Below are 20,346 nucleotides of genomic sequence, written 5' to 3'. Positions count from 1 at the left end.
TCCACGGCACATGGTGATCCAGACCGATATTGGCGATGGCCTTCCGATTCGCTTGGCGGTCAGCCAGGTACGTGACCAGAAAATCGACGTTGAAGGTCAGCAGCACTTCGGCATTGCTGAGGTGCTGGAAAATCCATTTGATCTTGGGGAACGGCACGTCGCCATAACCGTACTGATCCAGCAGGAAGAGCACACGCTCACCCTTGCCGAAATGCTTGAGCTTTTGAGCGATGGTCGGCAATGCTGCTGTGAATTCAGCGCTATGCAGGTGGACATCCTGGCCAAGCCGAGGAGAATGAAGGGCAGCCAGCAATAGATGCAGGTCCGACTCTGATAGAGGGATAGGCAGCCAAACGGAGTGTCTGGCTGCTTCTTACCGGCTCATGTTGTCTCCAGCGCTGCGCGCATCCATTTCGGCATTCTGCAGGCCACTATTTTGCTCAGGTCTTCAGGGCTGAGAGCTTTTTTTATTACAGCAACACACTCCGGCGTAGTACCACCTTTGCCGAGATAAAACAGAGCGCTGATGGTCATCCCCACTTTGGTTCCTGCGCACTGCATCACCATCGGAGCGGCATGCACGAGCCTGATCTCGGCCTTCCCCACGAATAGAGATCGACTGGAGCCGCTCGTGTAATAGATCGGGATGACCGGCATCTGTGTACTCAGCCCGAAACGTCTCACGGCATCAGCGCCGTGGATCTGCAGCTTCCAACGGTTCTGCCTGGCAATCAGATTCACCAAGTCCCAAGGCCCAGGACGATGAACCCGACCAGTGTACTGACTGTATTTCGGCCGCATGTAGATGCCACGGTACACACGCTCAAGCTCGCCACGGCGAACAAGCTGGGCGACTGCCTTGGAGATGGCCGAGCTCGAACCAAGCCCTGCAAGACACCTGATGCTGAAAGGCCTCCCCTTGCGCAGAAACTTAACCCGCTGCGTGACGAGGTGAGACACCGGCGGCTCAGAATGAGGGCGGGACATTGCTATCGTGTCGACTCCAGCGACGAGCAGAGCAACGGCTGATGGAAAGCGATTACCCGACGTCGATACTCATCTTCAGGCCCATCGCTTACCAGGCATTCCTCAAGGCGCCCCAGCGAGAAAATTTGATCGGCAGATGGATAGTGCCTGAGCAGGCTTTTCGCATAGCTGCGGATATCCTGCGGTAACCCCGAATGACGGGAGAGTTCACGCAGGAACTCCTCTGTTTTGAGGATGGCGCGTGTTCTTTCGTAAGGGAGGGTCAATCTCGTTATCCCCTGGTCATGAACTCAAAGCCCCGGGTAGCTGGCTCACCATCGTCCACCACACTGCGAATAGTTCAGCGCTGCGGCCATTGGGAGATTCAATACGGCCCAATCCTGATCAGCACCTGCGATCAGGATCGCGCTCCGTCTCGGCCTCCTGTTGTTCCATCCACTTGGCCAGGCCCCACAGCGTGGTTCCCAGCGCCAGCAGGAGCCAAAGCAACCATTGAGGAACTTGATATTGGGCGCTTAGCCAGAGACCTGCCCCACCGCAAAGCATCACCACGAAAAACCATCTCATCAGCGTGCGCTCCCGATTACTTACGAGACACACGGTAACTCGATGTTCCGCTGCGCTAACGTAGATGCCGCAAATTTCGTCAGCTCCCAGATTAGGAAATGAGGGTTCATTTGACTATTTCGGCGAAGGTGTTCCTGTGATCCAAGGCGCTCGGCAAATTCCGGTGGATGCAAAACTGGGGCGAGCGCTGGACTCCCGTCGCCCTGTAAACCGCGCAGTAAGTGGTGAATTTCCCTGTGTCGCTGTCTGACCGGAATGCTGTGCGCAGGCAGTCAACCAGCCCCGACCATACTTTCCAGCGCAACCGGAAACAGCCGAGCGCTCCTGGTCGCGTCATCAGACCGGAATCTGGCGAGCGCGAGATCGCGGCTCGGCCATGGTGCGACTCAATTGACCGGAGTTTCGTGAGCGCCCCGACCTGCAGAGCTTTCAGCTGAGCGGCATCATGAGTGCGGGCAGTCACCCAGCCCCGACCATACGCTCCAGCGCAACCGGAAACAGCCGAGCGCTCTTGGTCGCGTCATCAGACCGGAATCTGGCGAGCGCGAGATCGCGGCTCGGCCATGGTGCGACTCAATTGACCGGAGTTTCGTGAGCGCCCCGACCTGCAGAGCTTTCAGCTGAGCGGCATCCTGAGTGCGGGCAGTCACCCAGCCCCGACCATACGCTCCAGCGCAACCGGAAAAGCCGAGCGTGCGGATTCCACGCTGACTCGGACACCCATTCCACGCACATCCGGACAGTGATTCCACGCTGATCCGGACACTCATTCCACGAGCATCCGGACACCGATTCCACGGCCATCCGGACACTTTCCAGGCAGGCAGCTACGCAGGATTTATTCACTACCATCGACCTCTTTTTCGAAGCAGAGAGGTCGTCGTGGAGCGTTTGTCCATGCGTAAAATCCGTGAGGTGTTGCGCCTCAAGTTCGATTGCGGGCTGTCTGTCCGTAAGATCTCCCGCAGTCTGGGCATAGGCCACAGCAGTGCCGGTGATTACCTCTGTCGCTTTGCCGCCAGCGGTCTAGCCTGGCCCTGCTCGTTGTCCGATTCCGAACTGGAACAGCAACTGTTCCCACTGGCCCCTGCGGTGCCCAGTGAGCAGCGGCCACTGCCTGATTGGTCTTGGGTGCACGCCGAGCTGCGTCGCCCCGGCGTGACCCTGGCGCTGCTCTGGCAGGAGTATCGCCTGAGCCAGCCGCAGGGTTTTCAGTACAGCTGATTCTGCGAGCACTACCGGGCCTGGCAGGGCAAGCTGGACGTGGTGATGCGTTGCATCTGGGTCGATTTCGTAAAGCTCCTGGCTGGCATAAGCAGCCAGCATTTCGGACAGCGCTTGCAGCGCATCCTCCATGGGGATCCCATCATGCGCCCGCTCGAATAGCGTGCGCAGGCAGCCCAATACGAGCGGAGCACGCCGCGAGGCGAGCAAAAGCCACGCTGGGTGCTGGCTGCGGGCGGATACATAGCGTTCTGAGCGCTGCTGCGCGCTTTCTTCCATGACGGCCACATTGACTAGGGTTTTCTGAGCACGAGCTTACCAAGCGAACCCGCTGCCTCATGATACGTATTTGTCCTGGAGCGTGGCCCCATTTAATAGCCGGCAGGGGCTGCGTCATTCCGAATAGAGTGAGTGAAAGGCCAGCCCAGTCGAGGTTTCGCGATTTATTCCTTGGGCGCACGCTGGATATCGGCGATTTGGCGGAGGGATCTGTCTTAACCTAGGTGTATTTGGCTAGTTCGGCGAAGAGGTTCCAGTGAGCGGATGTGGTGGTTCAGTGGTTTTTGCGGGACTGCCACTGGCATCCTGCGGCAATCCAGCGCAGCCATGGTGGCTATAGAGCACAGTCTCGATGTCCTGTCTGTGGAATAGCTGGATGTGGCATGGAAATATTTGTTTTCCCTGCGGTATTCCGTCGTTTCCTACTCCAAAAGAGCGGCGTCGGTTTAAAACTCAAGTGAGCTTTCACTGGCTTGGTTGCTGTGCCGTAGGCTGGGGCGTTGTCAATCCGGGGAACAGGTAGGGCCTGTTGTTCTGGCCGGTACACGTCCTGGTGCTACGGCTACGTGAAGAGCTATCACGCAATCTGAGGGCATTCACCTGAAAGACACTGCTGGCTCAGCCAGTGCCAAGCAGCTCAGACCTTAACGAGACGCGTATCCAGGCCGAAGCGCTCTTGGCTGATCATTCGATACCTGCCCTCGGCCAGCTCGCGACTGACAAGCAAGTTCCAAGAGTGGCGAGTGACGGCGGATGGGATGAGTACGAACGGATGCTCGGCCAGCAGGGCGTCTGCAAACTTCTGCTGGTTAGGTGAAGCGGATGCACTAGTCAGCCAGATAGGATTGGGAACATCTTCAGGCTGTACGACCTTGATAAGGCTTTGATCGAGCACTTCGAAGCATGTGAGCACATGCGCAACCGTATCCAACGCATCGAAGCCGACATGCACCGCCACCTCCAGGATGGCGGTTGAGGGATCTGCCGATGCGTACACAACGTTTCGCCCCGGAGCGTTCCAGCGGCCACCCAGCTTGTGGGCACCAATGCCACTGTCCCAGGTGTCCTTGTAGAGCTCACGGTCGAGGCGCCATGCGTACCATGAGCCAGACCAGGGAAATGGGTTCACTGATAGACCCCGTACTCGATGCGCTCCAGATAGTCCTCGACTGCCTGAAAACCCACTGGGTTGTCGATAACGTCCAGCGGCACGTCACCGTCCAGATACTTGCAAGGGCGCCCTAGCCATTCTTCGGCCAGCTTTTGAGTGCCGAATACATTGATCGCGTGCTCCAGCACCTTCGCGTACTGAAATGCCACGGCGCTCTGTTGGGAGTTGAGGTGTGCTGGTTGCTTGCTGCCCTGGCGCTGAATCGTCCTGATGGACTTGCCCACAATGCGACTCATGATCTTCTTCGTCGAATACAGATCAGAAATCGCAAGCATGTCTTGCACGTCTTTCAGGTCGAAGCCTTTGACCGTGAGCCTGTAGACCATGACCGGACTGAGCTGGTCAGAGTCACTTTGGAAAAGGTATTCCGTTGGCCTACGGGCGGCGGGTGCTGCCTTGCGAGTGCGAGTGCGAGTGTCGGCGGAAACCATAGAGCATTCCTCCAGATGCGACATATGACATTATTGTAGCGTCATTTGGCGCATCATGCAGCGGGTAAGTGCCTGGCATCTGGTATCGCTCTGTTCGTGGTCTGAATCGATTGAGCGCATTCCTGACGCCCCATTCCGGGTGCTCGTTCCCGGCTTGCGCAGTTGAGCTGCTCGGGTGAGTTTTCGTCCACCGGAAGCAATGGCTGGGTAGACGCGTTCCGCTCTTTGCTATGCTGCCGGCCTGCGCCGCAGGACTAAGTTGGCAGCGGCCTGCCGCCGCCTCCCCTTGCGGACACCTCATCCAACCGGCTTCTGGAGTCACGATGAAACATCATGTGGTGATCGAAGACTGGGAAGGCGATGGCGCCATTCGCCTGCCCGACGACGTTCTGCAGGAAATGGGCGTCGACGTTGGGGACACGCTCTACCTCCTTGAGGAATACGTGGGTACGACCCGCTGTCTGGTGCTCAGTAAGTCACCGCGCATTCCTGATCACGTGGATGAGCTGGTTGGCCATTGGGAGTCGTTTGGCAAAATCTCTGCCGAGATAAACGCCAAGGACGAGTGAGTTAACTGCCGCACAATCCCGACGCATCTTGCACGACCTTGGCACCTTCTCGAGAGTAGAGTCTTCCACCAGAAAAGCATCGCTGACTTTAGGGCTTGCGCACTCCTGAGTTGCCTATATGTAAAGCAACAGCCGAGGGCAACAGAACAGGTTTGTGTGGACGCGGGAAAGCCCAAAGCGGCAGGTGTTACTTGATCGTGTTAATGCCCACTGCGACCTGTGACCATGCTGGGCTAAGTCGCTGCCCGTAGGCCACCAGCCGCTTGTAGAAATCAGGTTCGGTGAGAAGACGGCAGGACGAGCTAGGGGCTGGCTAGGTGTCAAAAAGCGCTGGGCCCCATTTCGTTTTTTGTGCCCTAGATAACCACCCTTAGATATCGCTAAGAGCTATAAACTGCAGGCAGTTAGATAAGGCCAAAGCTTTGCGGGACGGCACTTAGAGGCATTTTTGAACGCTTGCCACCAACCAAGATTCCTGTACCGCATTACCCTCCGAAGGGGGGTCGTGGGTTCGAATCCCGCCGGATGCGCCATACAGATAGTCGTTTCGAGCCTCAGTCGAAGCACTCCAAAAAGCCCGCTCGCTGCGGGCTTTTGCGTTTCTGCAGGTCCGTCAGCGATCAGCAGATCGCCTGCCAGCATTGCCGGACCGATGCAAGCCAAACCCGCCGTGCGGCGACGCCGAACCGCCCCAATCTGACCTCACGCTCGTTTTAGACGCATCCACCGGGCGTTCTGTGAACCGGTTCACCGAGCCTGCGGGACAACTGAACTTCAATGCCCCGCTCAGGTCGCGCCATGCGCACCTTGCCCCCACACACGACTTCAAGGAGGAAATCGCGTGCCCGTGCGCTATTACGCCCTCGTTTCGCTCATCGCCGCCGCGCTGCTCGCTGGTTGCACCGGCAACTACAAATTCGACGATGACCACTATCGCCCGCTGGGTGATCCGCAAGCCTTGAATCGCGGCCAGTAACCGCAAGGAGCGACACGACCATGGAACTGGTCTTCGATATGGTGGGTGCCCAGCAATTCGTACCGGGGCTGCTGACCACCAAAACCTTCAAGCAGGCCGGCGGAGTGATCGGCCGCGCAGAGGGCTGCGATTGGGTGATCCCCGACCGCAAGCGCGTCCTCTCCGGACGTCATGCAGTGATCAGCTACCGCGACGGCGCCTTCTTTCTCACCGATACCAGCAGCAACGGCATCCAGCTCAAGGACAGCGGCGCCAGCCTGGTCAAAGGCCAGCCGCAACGCATCGAGCATGGCAGCGTCTACTGCCTGGGCGACTTCGAGATCCGCGCCCGGCTGATCCAGGATCCGGCGCTGTTCGAAGGCGACATCGGTCGCCCGCAGCCGGCTGGCAGCATCATCCCCGATGATGCCTTCCTCGACCTCGATCCGCTGGTCGCGATGGAACAGCAAGAGCGCGTCTATGCCGAGGTCGACGACCTCGACCTCGCTCTGGTAGCGCCACAGCGCCAGGCGCAGCAGCGCGACTACGCGCGCATCGACATGGAAAGCCTGCCGTTGCCGGAGCTGGTCATGCCGCAGGCGGCGCCCGAAACCAAGCGCGAAGCAGAACCCGAACGACTGCCGCAGGGATTCTGGGCGCGTTTCGGCGAGGCGCTGGGCATCGATCTCGACGATCTCGACGAGGACCAGCGCCAGGCCTTGGCGCTGAATGCCGCCCGCTTGCTCAAGCAGAGCGTCGGCGGCCTGCAGCAGAGCCTGCGCACCCGCAGCGAGCTGAAGAACGAGCTGCGCCTGGCGCTGACCACCGTGCAGAGCGCCGGCAACAACCCGCTCAAGCACAGCACTGATACGGGTGAGGCCCTGAGCGCCCTGCTGCGCGGTGGCAAGCCAGGCCAACTCTCGGCCGAACAGGCCATCGGCCGCGCCTTCCGAGACCTCCAGGCGCATCAGGTGGCGCTGCTGGCGGCCAGTCGCGCGGCTGTTCACGCGATGTTCGAGCAGCTGGCACCAGAACAGCTGGCGCTGCGTTTCGAACGTGAAGGCCGCAAACCGCTGATCGCTACTGCCGGCAGTCGCTGGCGCGCCTATCGCCGGCTGCATCACAGCCTCGGCCAGGATGCCGACTGGAGCGAGCGACTGTTCGCCCGCGACTTCGCCAAGACCTATGAGGAGCAGGTGCGCCTGATCGCCACGCTCGATTCAACCCATCAAGGATGATCCCATGCCTCGTCGCATCACCCTGGCCATGCTGGCCTCGCTGCTCTTGTTGGGCGGCTGCTCGGCGCTGTCGCCGTACTCCAAGCTGACCAAACTCGACCTCGAACTGCACGGCAGCGACCGCCTCAACCCCGATCTCAACGGCCGGCCGTCGCCGATCGTGCTGCGCCTGCTGGAGCTCAAGCATCCGGTGGCGTTCGAGAATGGCGACTTCTTCACCCTCTACCAGCGGCCCAAGGAAGCCCTGGCGCCGGACCTGGTGACCTCCGAGGAACTGGAACTGCGTCCCGGCGAAAGCCGTGAGCTGAAGCTCTCGGTGCAGGACGGCAGCCGCTACGTCGGCGTGCTGGCCGCCTACCGCGACCTGCCGGAAGCCAGCTGGCGCTACGTCATCGCGCTGCCGCCGCAAGAGCGCACCCGCATCGCCCTGAGCCTGGACGAGCGCGGCATCGCGCTGTTCGACCCGCTCGCCGAAGAAGGACAGTAAGCATGAGCCTGCATAAGGTTGTCTGGCAGGAAGGCATGCTGCTGCGTCCGCAGCACTTCCAGCAGAGCGATCGCTATTACGATCACCAACTCAAGGCGCGCACCCAGAAGCTGGGCAGCTACGCCTGGGGGTTCTTCAATCTGGAGATCGACCGCCAGTTCCTCAACATGGGCAAGCTGGTGCTCAGCCAGGCCAGCGGCATCCTCCCCGACGGCACGCTGTTCGAGCTGGGCAGCGAGCGCGAGCCGCTGGCGCTGGACATCCCGCCGAATACCGGCAGCACACCGGTCTACCTTGCGCTGCCGCTGGTCACCGGCAACCACATCGAAACCCGCCGGCCCGAGCAGAAGGACGTGCTGGCGCGCTATACCGCCCACGAACTGGACGTGGCCGACTCCAATGCCGGCGACAGCAGCACCAGCCAGGTCAGCACCGGCCTGCCGGATTTCCGCCTGCTACTGGGCGAGCAGCAGAGCGACCAGGCCTACGTGAAGCTGCAGCTGTGCGAGGTGCTGGACACCACACCGGACGGGGTCATCAGCCTCGACGCGGAATTCATTCCCACCTACGTCAACTTCCAGGCTTCCGGCTATCTGCTGTCCTGTCTGAAGGAAGTGATCAGCATGCTCGCCCACCGCGGCGATACCCTTGCAGAGCGAATCAGCGCCACCGGCAAGGTGGGTGGCGCCGAGGTCGGCGACTTCATGATGCTGCAGCTGATCAACCGTCACGAACCGGTGCTGCGCCACTACCTGGGCGTGGAGCAGGTGCATCCGGATGCAGATCTACCGGGATCTGCTTGGCCTGCTCGGCGAGCTGGCGACCTTCTCCAGCGAGAGCAAGCGCCCGCGCCTGGATGGCCGTTACCAGCACAGTGATCAGGGCGCGAGCTTCCGCAAGCTGATGGACGCGATCCGCCAGGTGCTGTCGATGGTGCTCGAGCAGCACGCCATCGAGCTGCTGCTGCAGCAGCGTCAGTACGGCATCCAGGTATCGCCGCTGCATGACCACAAGCTGCTCGGCACGGCGTCCTTCGTGCTCGCCGCCAGCGCCCAGTGCGATTCGGAAACCCTGCGCACGCGGCTGCCGGCGCACCTGAAGATCGGCCCGGTGGAGCGCATCCGCCAGCTGGTCAACCTGCATCTGCCGGGCATCCGCCTCAAGCCGCTGCCGGTGGCGCCGCGGCAGATCCCCTTCCACGCCGGCAAGACCTATTTCGCGCTGGAGCTCAACGCCGAGGACCAGGCGCAACTGGAGCGTTCCGGCGGCTTTGCCTTCCATGTGTCCGGTGACTTCGCCGGGCTCGAACTGAAATTCTGGGCGGTCAGGGACTGAGCGACATGATCAAGGAAATGGATTACGGACAGGACGACCGCACGGTCATCGTCAATCGAGCGGGAGAGGCCCCGGCGCAGAGCCCGCTGACCGACTTCGACACCCCGCCACGCTTCGAGCAGCTGGAGGAGCGAATGATCTACGCCGCGCGCCTGCGCCCGGCGGAAACCTTCAACATCAGCCTCAACCCGCTGGTGGCCGCCGCCTCGCCGCTGCTGTCGGAAGTGGTGCGCTTCAAGCACAGCCTGGAAAGCGAGGACCTGCAGGCCCTGCACGGCCAGTTGAGCAGCGCGATCAAGCTGTTCGAGCATCGCGCGCTGCACGACGGCGCCGAAAGCAGCCAGGTGATGGCGGCGCGCTACGTGCTCTGCACCGTGCTCGACGAGGCCGTGGTGACCACGCCCTGGGGCAACGAGAGCGAATGGTCGCAGATGAGCCTGCTGTCCTCCTTCCACAACGAGACCTTCGGCGGCGAGAAGTTCTTCCAGCTGCTCGAGCGGCTGTCGCGCAACCCGGTCAAGCACCTGCCGATGCTTGAACTGATGTACCTCTGCCTGTCCCTCGGCTTCGAGGGCAAGTATCGCGTGCTACCGCGCGGCATGCTCGAACTGGAAGCGGTACGCGACAGCCTTTACCGGCAGATCCGGCAGATGCGCGGCGACATCCCGCGCGAGCTGTCGCCGCATTGGGAGGGCCTCAAGGACACCCGCCGGCGCTTGGTGCGCATCGTGCCCTGGTGGATGGTCGCGCTGTTCACCCTGGTCTGTCTCGGGGTGATCTACGGCGGCTTCGCCTGGGTCCTCGGCGAACAGCGTGAGGCGGTGCTGCAACCCTATCGAGTGCTGGACATGGATGCCGGCGGTTCCACCTTTTCAGGGATGAAATGAGATGAAGACGTTCTTTGGCAAGCTCGGCGCCGTGCTGCGCCGGGCCTGGGTCTGGAGCCTGCTGCTGGTCTTGCTGCTGGCGGTTGTGATGTGGTTCGTCGGGCCGCTGCTGGCGGTCGACGACCACCGCTTCTGGGAATCCTCGACCGCCCGCCTGCTGAGCATCAGCGTGCTGTTTCTCGGCTGGGGCCTGGCCATGGTCTTCGCCAGCTGGCGCGCCAACGCGCGCAAGAAGCGCGACGCCGAGGATCAGGACGTTCAGGAACAACTGCGCCGCGACGGCCTGATCGGTGAAGAGCAGCAGGAGCTGCGCCATCGCTTCAAGCAGGCGCTGCGTACCCTGAAGACCTCCAGCCTCTATCGCGGGCGCAGTGAGAAATGGCGCAGCGAGCTGCCCTGGTACCTGCTGATCGGCCCGCAGGGTAGCGGCAAGACCAGCCTGCTGGACTTCTCCGGGCTGGATTTCCCGCTCAACCGCTGCGAACAGCAGCGCCTGACCAAGGATGTCTCCGGTACCCGCTTTGCCGACTGGTACTTCGCCGATCATGCCATGCTGATCGACACCGCCGGCCGCTATCTGACCCAGCCCGACGCTGCCGTCGACGGCAGCGCCTGGGACACCCTGCTCGGTCTGCTGCGCAGGCGTCGTGCCCGCCCGCTCAACGGCGTGCTGGTCAACCTGCCTGTGGACCAGCTGCAGGGCGGCAGTGAACTGGAGCTGGAGAACCTTGCCCGCCAGACCCGTCAGCGCCTGCACGAGATCCATCAACGTCTGAGCGTGGACGTGCCGGTCTACCTGGTGCTGAGCAAAGCCGATCGGATTCTCGGTTTCGACGAGTTCTTCGAGCAGCTGTCCCGGGAGGAAAGCGACCAGGTGCTCGGCGCGAGTTTCCGCAAGGAACAGAATGGCAGCGACGCGCAGGTAGTGCGCCAGGAGTTCGAGGAACTGCTGCGCCGGCTTAACAGCCAGGTGATCCTGCGCATGCATCAGGAGCGCGATACCCAGCGCCGTGGCCGCATCCTCGACTTCCCCCATCAGTTGGGGCAGATCGGCGAGCATCTGAGCCTGTTTATCGAACTGGCCTTCGCCGGCAACCGTTACCAGCGTGCCAGCCAGCTGCGGGGCTTCTACCTGACCAGCGCGCCGCAACTGCGCGAAGGTCTCGACCCGCTCACCGCCGGTATCGGTCGTCAGCTCGGCCTGGCCAGCAGTGCACTGCCAACCTTCCGCAGCGGCCGTGCGCGCTTCATCAATCAGCTGCTCAGCCGGGTGATCTTTCCGGAAGCCGAACTGGCGGGCCTCGACCAACGCGAGGTGCGCCGCATCGACTGGGGCCAGCGTGCCCTCTATGCCGGTGCCTTCGGCTGCCTGCTGCTGATCGGCGGCGCCTGGGCGCTGAACTTCTCGGGCAACCATGAGCGCCTGGAACAACTGCGCGGCATCGCCCAGCAACTCGGCAGCGAGCGCAAGTCCATCGAGGCGGGAGACGAGGCGCTACGTACGCTCAAGGCTCTGGACGCGAGCTATGCGGCGACCGAGGTGTTCCCGCCGAAAGACGAGGTGTCCTGGCTGCGCCGGGGCGGCCTGTATCAGGGCGAGGCGGTCGACCCGACGCTGCACGAGGCCTACCGCCGCGATCTGGAGAAACTGCTGCTGCCACGTGTCGGCCGGCAGCTGGAAGCGCAGATTCGCGCCAACCTGAACGACCGCGAGCAACTGCTCGGCAGCCTGCGCGCCTATCTCATGCTGAACCTGGCCGAACGCCGTGATGCGGCGTTTCTCACGGACTGGCTGGCCGCCGACTGGTCGCTGCGCCATCCGGGCAACGCCGTGGCGCAGCAGGGGCTCAACCCACACTTTGCGCGCCTGCTGGAGGAATCCTTCGCGCCGTATCAGCTGAACGAAAAACTGGTGGCCAAGGCCCGCGCCCAGTTGCGCAGCGAATCGCTGGCGGCAGTGGTGTACCGCATGTTGCGCGACCAGGCGCGCAACCTTCCCGACTATCGTCTGAACACGCAGCTCGGTCCGCAGGCGTCGCTGTTCGTCGGCGGCGACTATGCGATTCCCGGCTTGTATACCCAGCGCGGCTATCACAAGCTGTTCGTCGCTCAGGGCGCCGATCTGGTCAGCGAGATCCTGCGCGACAACTGGGTGCTGGGCGAAGGCGACAGCCTCAGCGCCAAGGACCTCGGCCGCCTGTTGATGGAAATGGAGCAACTGTATTTCCGCGACTACGCCGTGCACTGGAGCGAAGCGATCGCCCAGCTGAACATCCTGCCGGCCGCCAGTGCGGCGCAGGGTGCCGCACAGCTCGCCGGGCTCACTGCCGCCAACTCGCCGCTGCTGCAACTGCTGCTGGAAATACGCGAGAACACCCGCTTCGCCGGTGTGACCGAAGCGACCGCCGAGGCCGGCGAGCTGGCCGAAGCGGCGCAAGGCGCCGGTGGCAAGCTCGGCAAAGCGGCCAAACTGGCCACTGCCGCGGCGGAGCAGGCCCAGGCTGCGCTCCTGAAGAACATACCCGACACTGCACGCAAGACCCTGGAGCGCCGCTTCGCGCCGTTGCACCAACTGCTGGACGAAAACGGCGCAGCCGGCCCCGAATTGAGCGCCAGTCTGCAGGCCCTCGACGCCCTGCAATCGCAGCTGGCCTCGCTGGCCCATGCCAGCGCACCGGAACAGGCCGCCTTCGAGATCGCCAAGGCACGCATGGGCGGTCAGCGCGACGCCATCAACCAGCTGCGCAACAGCGCTGCACGGCTGCCGCAGCCGCTGGGCAAATGGCTGGGCCTGCTGGCCGAGGACAGCTGGTCGCTGGTGCTCAGCGATGCCTACCACTACCTCAACCAGCGCTATCGCAACGAGCTCTATGCTAGCTATCGCGGTGCCCTGCGCGAACGCTATCCGTTCAGCGCCCATAGCGCCAGCGACGTCGCCCTCGCCGACTTCCGCGAGTTCTTCAAGGCCCAGGGCCTGGCGGACAGCTTCTTCGAGCGCTACCTCAGGCCTTTCGTCAGCGGCAGCGCCGGCCAGTACCAGCTGCGCCGAGTCGATGGCCGCGGCCTGCCGCTGTCCGAGCAGTTCCTTGCACAGATGAGCCGGGCGCAGACCATTCGCCGCAGCTTCTTCGCCGAGAACCCCAACGAGCCGCTGATCCTGTTCAAGCTCGAGCCGTACTCGCTGGATTCGAGCCTCGGCCGGGCCGACTTCCGCTTCGGCAATCAGCAGATGGAATATCGCCACGGGCCCATCGTGCAGACCGCGTTCCGCTGGCCGGCCGAAGCCGACGACGGACGCACCAGCCTGGTAGTGGAGGAACTCGGCGGCCGTCGCGTGGGTATCGAGAAGAACACCGGGCCCTGGTCGCTGTTCCGCCTGATCGACCTGATGCAGGTCGATTACCACAGCGGGCGCGACGTGCTGATGCTCAAGGCCGATCTCGGCGGCCTGCGCGCTAACTACCTGCTGCACGCGCAGCGCTCGCCGAATCCTTTCGACCTCGCGCTGCTGCGCGGCTTCAAGCTGCCGGCAACACTGTGATGAGTGCAACGGTGTGCAGCTGGCGCAGCGCGGCGCGCACCGACACCGGCAAGGTGCGGGCGCGCAACGAAGATGCCTTCCTCGATCTGCCGCAGGCCGGGTTGTGGGCCGTGGCCGACGGCATGGGCGGACACCAGAACGGCGCGCTGGCGAGTCGCCTGATCGTCGAGCAGCTGGCCGATCTGTCCTCTACGGGCGACCTGCCAGAGCGGGTGCTGGCGCTGCGGTGCTGCCTGCACGAGCTGAATCGCCGCCTCAGCCAGGAACTGACGGTCACCGCCGAACGCCCGGACCCGGTGATCGGCAGCACCGTGGTCGCCCTGCTCGTGGAGGATGACCGCGCGGCATGCATCTGGGCCGGCGACAGCCGCTGCTACTTGTGGCGCGGCGGCCGGCTGTATCAGCTTTCCCGCGACCACTCGCTGTTGCAGCAACTGATCGACGAGCAGCAGCTCAGCCCCGAGCTCGCCGCCAAACACCCGGCCGCTCATGCGCTGACCCGCGCCATCGGTGCCAGCGAAAAGCTGGAACTGGATATCCTCGAATTCGCCGTATTCCCGGGCGACACCCTGCTGCTGTGCAGCGATGGGCTCTACCAGAGCATGTCGGCCGACGCGCTCGGTGCAGCCCTCAGCCTGCCGTCCACGCAGTTGGCGTTAGAGCGGCTGTTTCGCCAGGCGCTCAAGGGCCCGGCGCGGGACAATCTCAGCGCCGTGGTGATCCGCCGATGAACGTACCGCAGCTGCAGGCCAGCGACCTCACCTACTTTGCCTTGGCATCCACCGCGGGCACGCCAATGCCGGTGGAACCGAGGCCGCCTGCCGGGGAGCTGCCGGATGTGCTCGGCGGCCGCTACCGGATCGAGCGCCTGCTCGGCGTCGGCGGCATGGGTGCGGTCTATCGCGCGCGTGACCTGCTGCGCGAACAGTTCGGCGATCCGGACCCTTACGTGGCGCTGAAGACCCTCAGTGAAGACTTCGCCGAATACCCAGACGCCAGCGCGCTGCTCTACAGCGAATACGCATTGACCACGCGCCTCAGTCACCGCCATGTGGTGCGCCTGTACAACTTCGATATCGACCCGGCGAGCCAGCGCGCCTTCATCACCCTGGAGCTGCTGAAGGGGCCGACCCTCGACCAGCTGTTGTGCGAGCGCCCGCAGGGCATGCCCTGGAGCGAACTGCAGGGCATCGCGTTGCCGCTGCTGAAAGCGCTGAGCTACTCCCACAGCCTGGGCGTGCTGCATGGCGACCTGAAACCAAGCAACGTGATGCTCGCCGATGACGGCCTGCGCCTGTTCGACTATGGCCTTGGCCAGCCGCTGGAAGGCCTGCTACCCGGTCTGCCGCGCCTGTGCCGCACGCGCTTCGCCGCCTGGACGCCGCGCTATGCGGCACTGGAGCTGCTCGACGGGGGCGAGCTGACCGCCAGCGCAGACATCTATGCGCTGGCCTGCGTGCTCTACGAACTGGCCAGCGGCAGCCATCCGTTTCGCCGGCTCAGCGCTCGCCAGGCGAAGGCGATGGAACTGGACCGTACCCTGCAATGCCCGCCGCAACTGCCTGCACACTGCTGGCCGGCACTGCGTCTGGCACTGGCATTCGACGAAGCGCAGCGCAGCATCGATGCACCGGGCCTGTTGCGCGCCTTCAGTCGCCCCGTACCGAGCCGCTGGCAGCGTTGGTTCGGCCACTCCCATGGATGACATCAGGACAAGGAAAGCCCAATGTTCAACGCGGCTAATGAAACCCACTTCAGCCTGACCCTGGAAGACGTCGTACACGACTTCAAGCTGCTCGAGTTCCGGGGCCGCGAGGCCATCAGCCAGCCCTATCGCTTCGACCTGGAGCTGGTCAGCGAGCGCCCCGATCTGGATTTGCAGGCACTGTTGCATAAACCCGCCTTTCTCGCCTTCGACCCGGCTGGCAAAGGTATTCATGGCCTGGTCCACCGCATCGCCCAGGGCGAATCCGGCCAACGCCTGACCCGCTACCGCCTCACGCCCGTGCCGCAGCTGGCCTACCTCGCCCATCGCACCAACCAGCGCATCTTCCAGCACCTGACCGTGCCGCAGATCGTCGCTCAGGTGCTCGAGGAGCACGGCATCCTCGCCGGCGTCGGCCGTCGCTTCGACCTCGGCCCGGTGGTCTATCCCGAACGCGACTACTGCGTGCAGTACGACGAGAGCGACCTGCATTTCGTCCAGCGCCTCTGCGAAGAGGAAGGCATCCACTATCACTTCCAGCACAGCGCCGACGGCCATGTGCTGGTGTTCGGTGACGACCAGACGGTTTTCCCCACGCTGGCGCCAGTGGCCTATCAGCAGGATTCCGGGCTGGTCGCCGATCAGCCAGTGATCAAGCGCTTCGGCCTGCGGCTGGAGACTCGCACCAGCCGCGTGACCCGTCGTGATTACGACTTCGAGAAACCGCGCCTGACCATGGAAGCGGCGTTTCGGCTCGATGACCAGCCCGGCGACTTCCAGCCGGACCTGGAGGATTACGACTACCCCGGCCGCTTCGTCGACCGCAGCCGCGGCAAGCACCTGGCCCAACGGGCGCTGGAAAGGCACCGCCACGACTACGAACGGGCCGAGGGTGAAAGTGACCAGCCACTTCTGGTCAGCGGTCATTTCCTCGAACTGACCGACCATCCCCGCGGCGACTGGAACCAGCTCTGGCTGCTGGACGAGGTGCTCCACGAAGGCAAGCAGCCACAGGTGCTGGAAGAGTCGATTACCAGCGCGCCCAACTTGCACAGTCCAACCCCCTCTCCCCGCCGGGGAGAGGGCTGGGGTGAGGGGAAACTGGCCGCCACCGAATTCCACCAGGGTTACCGCAACCACTTCACCGCCACGCCCTGGGATGTTCCCTACCGCCCTACCCTGCGCCATCCCAAACCCAAGGTGCTCGGCAGCCAGACCGCCGTGGTTACCGGTCCTGCCGGCGAAGAGATCCACTGCGACGAGTACGGCCGGGTGAAGGTGCAGTTCCATTGGGATCGTCATGGCCAGGCCGACGACAAGACCAGTTGCTGGCTGCGTGTCAGCTCCAGCTGGGCCGGCGACCGCTACGGCGGCATCGCCATCCCGCGGGTCGGCATGGAAGTGCTGGTGACCTTTCTCGAAGGCGATCCCGATCAACCGCTGGTGACCGGCTGCCTGTACCACGCCGAGCACGTCGTGCCCTACGAGCTGCCGGCGAACAAGACCCGCACCGTGTTCAAAACGCTGAGCTCACCCGGCGGCGGTGGCTACAACGAACTGCGCATCGAAGACCGCCAGGGCCAGGAGCAGATCTACCTCCACGCCCAGCGCGACTGGGACGAGAACATCGAGCACGACCAGAAGATCCGCGTCGGCCATGAACGCCACGACACCGTCGAGGCCAACAGCTACAGCGAATTCAAGGCCGAGGAACACCTTACCGTTGCCGGCGATCGCAAGGTGGAAGTCAAACCCGACGACCACCTCACCGTCGGCCAGACCCAGCACATCAAGCTCGGCACCGCCCAGCTGACCAAGGCCGGTCGCGAGATCCACCTCAAGGCCGGGCAGAAGATGGTCATCGAAGCCGGCGTCGAACTGACCCTCAAGGCCGGCGGCAGCTTCATCAAGCTCGACCCGGGCGGCATCACCGTTTCCGGCCCGCTGGCGCGGATCAACGCCGGCGGCGCACCGGGCAAGGGCTCGGGGATCAAGATCAAGCCACCGTTACTGCCAGGGGTCGCGGATAGCGACAAGGCCGGGAGCCTGTTGGAGCAGGCAATGCCGGGCGAGCCAGCCAGCCTGCACAGCAAACGCAAGCGCTCGCTCAATTTCTCGGGCTAAGAACAGTGCCGGCTGCGCAGCCGGCTGGAACGCAAGGAAGCATCGAACATGGCCGAACACAAGCCGATCAATTGGGCTTATCCGTTTCCCAGCAAGGACACCAGCCACAATCCGCTGCAACTGCTTACACATATGGCCCAGGCCAAAGGCGGGTTCTACCCCACCGGCGAAAACGGCTTATGGCATGGCGGCGTGCACTTCGACGAAGGCACGGCCGCTGCATTCGACCAGTCGAGCGTGCGCTGTATCGCCGACGGAGAGGTGATTGCCTACCGCATCGACGAGCGCTACCCGGTCAGCGAATTCACCGACGACATTCCGTTGGTCAAACGAGCGCCCTTTTCCACGGGGTTCGTTTTGGTCAAGCACAGCCTGCAGCCGCCGCCGCTGAAGAACGCTGACGGCAGCATTGTCGAAGGGCAAACCCCTCCAAGCCTCACTCTCTACAGCCTGTACATGCACCTGCTGGATTGGACGGGCTACCAGGCACAAGCGGACCTTCCGCGCCCCGCCTTCTGGGAAACCAAACGCTATACCGTGAATACGCAGCACGATGGCCTGAGCGTTCGCGCAGGCCCGAGCAAGCACACCACTAAGCTGTCGGAGCTGTCCAAGGGTGCCGAGATCACCATCGGCGAGACGGAAGGCGAGTTCAGCAAGCTGGTCAGCCTGATCAGCGGGACGGCACAACCCGCTCTATCAGCCGACGACGAGGGGCAACTGCCCGGCTATGTATCCACCAGCTTGCTCAAACCGCACAGCAAGCCAGCGGACTACGGCAAGGTCATCGTTCTCGACAGCGGGTTGCCGATCAAGGCTGGTGACCTTATTGGCCATCCCGGCCTGTACCAGAACCACGACAGCGCCGCTCAGCACATGGTCCATGTCGAACTGTTCAGCTGCGACGATGTGCCCGGCTTTATCGCCCGGAGCCGCGCCTGGGCCAGCCGCTTGCCGGACGACAAGAAAACCCTGCTCAAGGTCTACAAAGGTGCGAGCAAACTGATCACCCATCGGGACGATATCAATGCCGAGAACCCGCCCAAGCTGGATGACGATGGCACGCAGATCGGCGTCGACCTGATCATTCCGCAGTCCTTGCTGGATGGGCTCCCCGCTTCGAGAAAAATCCAGGCCAAGGATGGCGCGGACAACACTATGCACTGGTGGCGGCTGGACGGCCTGTTCGCCGATGCTAACGGCAACCCCATCGACGGCTGGCTCGCCGAGCAGGAGCTGATCACTACTCGTCATAGCCCGTGGGAGTGGGAGGGTTTTGAATGTCTTGAGGATGCCGATCCTCCCATTTCGGGATTCGTCTATTACCTCAACGCGGCGCTTCGCCTGTCCGACGACGAAAAAGCCAGCTACCAGGGCGCCATCGACCAGGCCGACAAAGGTCCGGTGCGCAGCCGCCTCTACGACATCATCGACACCAACCGCGACGGCAAGATGACCTCCCAAGAAATCCAAGAGGCACTGGAAAAGCCTTGCCACGCCCAATCCATCTCGCAGCTCGTCACGCGGCATGAAAGCGAGTGGTTTTGGAATGCAGCGCGTTGGGACGAACTCGATGAGCTGATGGGCCACCGCTCCGATGACCCCAATCAGGATTGGGCGGAAGAGAAGAACCGCATCAAAACTCTAAGCTGGTGGGGCGATATCGCCGGGCGCTACTCTATCAGCGCAGATGGGAAAGCTTGGCACTTTCAACCACTTGCCCTGATCGGCATATTCAGCACTGTAGCGCGTGCCAACCACACGATTAGCGAAGGGAGAATAACGTTTGATGCCGAAGGGAATAATATTCCAACCTCTCCGTTCTTCAGCCGGGTCGTTCACTGGCCTGGAAACGATCTATCGGGCGTCACTCTCGGTCGCGGTTATGACATGGGTTCACGGACCGAAATAGAAATCTACGCTCATATGACAACTGCCGGCATTGCGCATGATCAGGCAACTAAGATTGCCCAGGCGCACGGGAAGAAAGGCGCTGCTGCTCAGCAATTTGTGAGAGATAACAAATCATCTATTGGGCAAATAACTCCCGAGCAGGAAATACTTCTTTTCAACATTATCTACCCAAACTACGTAGATCGCGCTATCAGAAACTATGACCACTGGACTGCGAGCGAGCCTGATAGGGCCGATTGGAACGCCCTAGATCAGGTCATCAGGGATGTGCTGGTAGATTTCGTCTATCAGGGTTTTACAAAGGGGCCCAACCCGATGAAGGCTGGAATGAGGAATGATAAAGCCGAGCTGATACGCTACATAGAAAATACGCCTGCCATCAGGCAGTATGAGCCGGGGCGAAACAGAGCTCGTTACCTTAGGAATAACTAATGTTCAATATCCGAAAAATAACTCTAATTTTTTTGCTTCTGTTTGCACGTACAGCATTAAGCAATGATGTTAACAATCCGTGCGAAGAGATTGAAGCTTCTTCTCAAATAGCCCTGTGCGCGCAGTATAATAAAGAGCAATCAGACAATCTTCTTAATTCATCGTACAAGGCCACTCTGAATCGAATCAGACTTCAGTATAAAAACTCACCTTTGCTAGCAGACCAATACGTTTCTCTATTAAAGACGGCGCAGCGAGAGTGGATCGATCTGCGAGACGCAGATTGCAAGCTTGAAGCCTTTGAAATAGAGGAGACCGCAGAGGCTTACCAAGTAACGATTGATAATTGTATCTCAAGGATGAGTGATGACAGGGCGGGCTATCTGAATCGCATTGCCCCTGACATATGAGGACACTGGAAACAACCGGTGTAAGCGTCGTTCGAGATAAATATGGGGTGGACCACACCCACGCTAATATCTGTCACACATAAAGAATGA

Annotated in this window: 15 protein-coding genes and 4 pseudogenes; 13 read left to right on the top strand and 6 right to left on the bottom strand. The window is 62.0% G+C overall.

The window, feature by feature from the left end:
* The 3 genes and pseudogenes from tcmP to HZR81_RS16665 all read right to left on the bottom strand — a co-directional run.
* Positions 1 to 322 (bottom strand): annotated as a pseudogene (gene tcmP / locus HZR81_RS16675) (three-Cys-motif partner protein TcmP); the annotation flags it as partial.
* Between the two features lie 59 nt (positions 323 to 381).
* Complete coding sequence (locus HZR81_RS16670; protein ID WP_023095076.1) at positions 382 to 987, bottom strand: DUF6088 family protein; 606 nt, start codon at positions 985 to 987, stop codon at positions 382 to 384.
* A 2-nt stretch (positions 988 to 989) separates the two neighbouring features.
* Complete coding sequence (locus tag HZR81_RS16665) at positions 990 to 1,253, bottom strand: BPSL0761 family protein (protein ID WP_080773458.1); 264 nt, start codon at positions 1,251 to 1,253, stop codon at positions 990 to 992.
* A 1,198-nt stretch (positions 1,254 to 2,451) separates the two neighbouring features.
* Between HZR81_RS16665 and HZR81_RS16660 the strand changes: the two are divergent.
* Positions 2,452 to 2,775: pseudogene (locus HZR81_RS16660) on the top strand (IS21 family transposase); the annotation flags it as partial.
* 48 nt (positions 2,776 to 2,823) lie between these two features.
* Here HZR81_RS16660 and HZR81_RS16655 read toward each other — a convergent pair.
* From HZR81_RS16655 to HZR81_RS16645, 3 genes and pseudogenes are all read right to left on the bottom strand, one after another.
* A pseudogene (locus HZR81_RS16655) lies at positions 2,824 to 3,057 on the bottom strand (DUF3375 family protein); the annotation flags it as partial.
* A gap of 637 nt (positions 3,058 to 3,694) precedes the next feature.
* The gene (locus HZR81_RS16650; RefSeq protein WP_003294183.1) at positions 3,695 to 4,186 is read right to left on the bottom strand and encodes an RES family NAD+ phosphorylase; all 492 of its coding nucleotides are present in this window, start codon (positions 4,184 to 4,186) and stop codon (positions 3,695 to 3,697) included.
* On the bottom strand, positions 4,183 to 4,659 hold the full coding sequence (locus HZR81_RS16645) for an Xre family toxin-antitoxin system antitoxin (RefSeq protein ID WP_003294185.1): 477 nt from the start codon (positions 4,657 to 4,659) through the stop codon (positions 4,183 to 4,185). Before HZR81_RS16645 ends, HZR81_RS16650 begins: the two co-directional genes overlap by 4 nt.
* A gap of 323 nt (positions 4,660 to 4,982) precedes the next feature.
* On the opposite strand from HZR81_RS16645, the gene HZR81_RS16640 reads away from it, so the two are divergent.
* The 12 genes and pseudogenes from HZR81_RS16640 to HZR81_RS16585 all read left to right on the top strand — a co-directional run bounded on the left by HZR81_RS16640 (position 4,983) and on the right by HZR81_RS16585 (position 20,256).
* Entirely contained in the window at positions 4,983 to 5,228 is a 246-nt protein-coding gene (locus HZR81_RS16640; protein WP_500128755.1) for an AbrB/MazE/SpoVT family DNA-binding domain-containing protein, read from the top strand.
* Positions 5,229 to 6,102: 874 nt separating this feature from the next.
* On the top strand, positions 6,103 to 6,204 hold the full coding sequence (locus tag HZR81_RS16635; RefSeq protein WP_369806274.1) for a type VI secretion protein: 102 nt from the start codon (positions 6,103 to 6,105) through the stop codon (positions 6,202 to 6,204).
* Between the two features lie 20 nt (positions 6,205 to 6,224).
* On the top strand, positions 6,225 to 7,421 hold the full coding sequence (gene tagH, locus HZR81_RS16630; protein WP_500128754.1) for a type VI secretion system-associated FHA domain protein TagH: 1,197 nt from the start codon (positions 6,225 to 6,227) through the stop codon (positions 7,419 to 7,421).
* Between the two features lie 4 nt (positions 7,422 to 7,425).
* The gene (gene tssJ, locus HZR81_RS16625) at positions 7,426 to 7,908 is read left to right on the top strand and encodes a type VI secretion system lipoprotein TssJ (RefSeq protein ID WP_500128753.1); all 483 of its coding nucleotides are present in this window, start codon (positions 7,426 to 7,428) and stop codon (positions 7,906 to 7,908) included.
* A 2-nt stretch (positions 7,909 to 7,910) separates the two neighbouring features.
* A pseudogene (gene tssK / locus HZR81_RS16620) lies at positions 7,911 to 9,243 on the top strand (type VI secretion system baseplate subunit TssK).
* Positions 9,244 to 9,248: 5 nt separating this feature from the next.
* The gene (icmH, locus tag HZR81_RS16615) at positions 9,249 to 10,130 is read left to right on the top strand and encodes a type IVB secretion system protein IcmH/DotU (RefSeq protein ID WP_020309034.1); all 882 of its coding nucleotides are present in this window, start codon (positions 9,249 to 9,251) and stop codon (positions 10,128 to 10,130) included.
* A gap of 1 nt (position 10,131) precedes the next feature.
* A complete protein-coding gene (gene tssM, locus HZR81_RS16610; protein ID WP_500128752.1) occupies positions 10,132 to 13,671 on the top strand; it encodes a type VI secretion system membrane subunit TssM in 3,540 nt (1,179 codons plus the stop codon).
* Positions 13,671 to 14,402, top strand: coding sequence for a PP2C family protein-serine/threonine phosphatase (locus HZR81_RS16605; protein WP_500128751.1), 732 nt, complete (start codon positions 13,671 to 13,673; stop codon positions 14,400 to 14,402). Before tssM ends, HZR81_RS16605 begins: the two co-directional genes overlap by 1 nt.
* Positions 14,399 to 15,376: a serine/threonine-protein kinase gene (locus tag HZR81_RS16600; RefSeq protein ID WP_500128750.1), complete on the top strand. Its 978-nt coding sequence runs from the start codon at positions 14,399 to 14,401 to the stop codon at positions 15,374 to 15,376. Before HZR81_RS16605 ends, HZR81_RS16600 begins: the two co-directional genes overlap by 4 nt.
* A 21-nt stretch (positions 15,377 to 15,397) precedes the next feature.
* The gene (locus HZR81_RS16595) at positions 15,398 to 17,500 is read left to right on the top strand and encodes a type VI secretion system Vgr family protein (RefSeq protein ID WP_500128749.1); all 2,103 of its coding nucleotides are present in this window, start codon (positions 15,398 to 15,400) and stop codon (positions 17,498 to 17,500) included.
* A 48-nt stretch (positions 17,501 to 17,548) separates the two neighbouring features.
* Positions 17,549 to 19,846 carry a DUF8812 domain-containing protein gene (locus HZR81_RS16590; RefSeq protein ID WP_500128748.1) on the top strand — a complete coding sequence of 766 codons (2,298 nt, stop codon included), beginning with the start codon at positions 17,549 to 17,551 and terminating at the stop codon, positions 19,844 to 19,846.
* A complete protein-coding gene (locus HZR81_RS16585) occupies positions 19,846 to 20,256 on the top strand; it encodes a lysozyme inhibitor LprI family protein (RefSeq protein WP_063540342.1) in 411 nt (136 codons plus the stop codon). Before HZR81_RS16590 ends, HZR81_RS16585 begins: the two co-directional genes overlap by 1 nt.
* Positions 20,257 to 20,346 lie beyond the last annotated feature (90 nt).

Source organism: Pseudomonas sp. LM13 (assembly GCF_041381355.1).
Lineage (GTDB): Bacteria > Pseudomonadota > Gammaproteobacteria > Pseudomonadales > Pseudomonadaceae > Stutzerimonas > Stutzerimonas frequens.
Note: the sequence above shows the minus strand (reverse complement) of the source record. Positions and strands in the feature narration are given on the sequence as shown.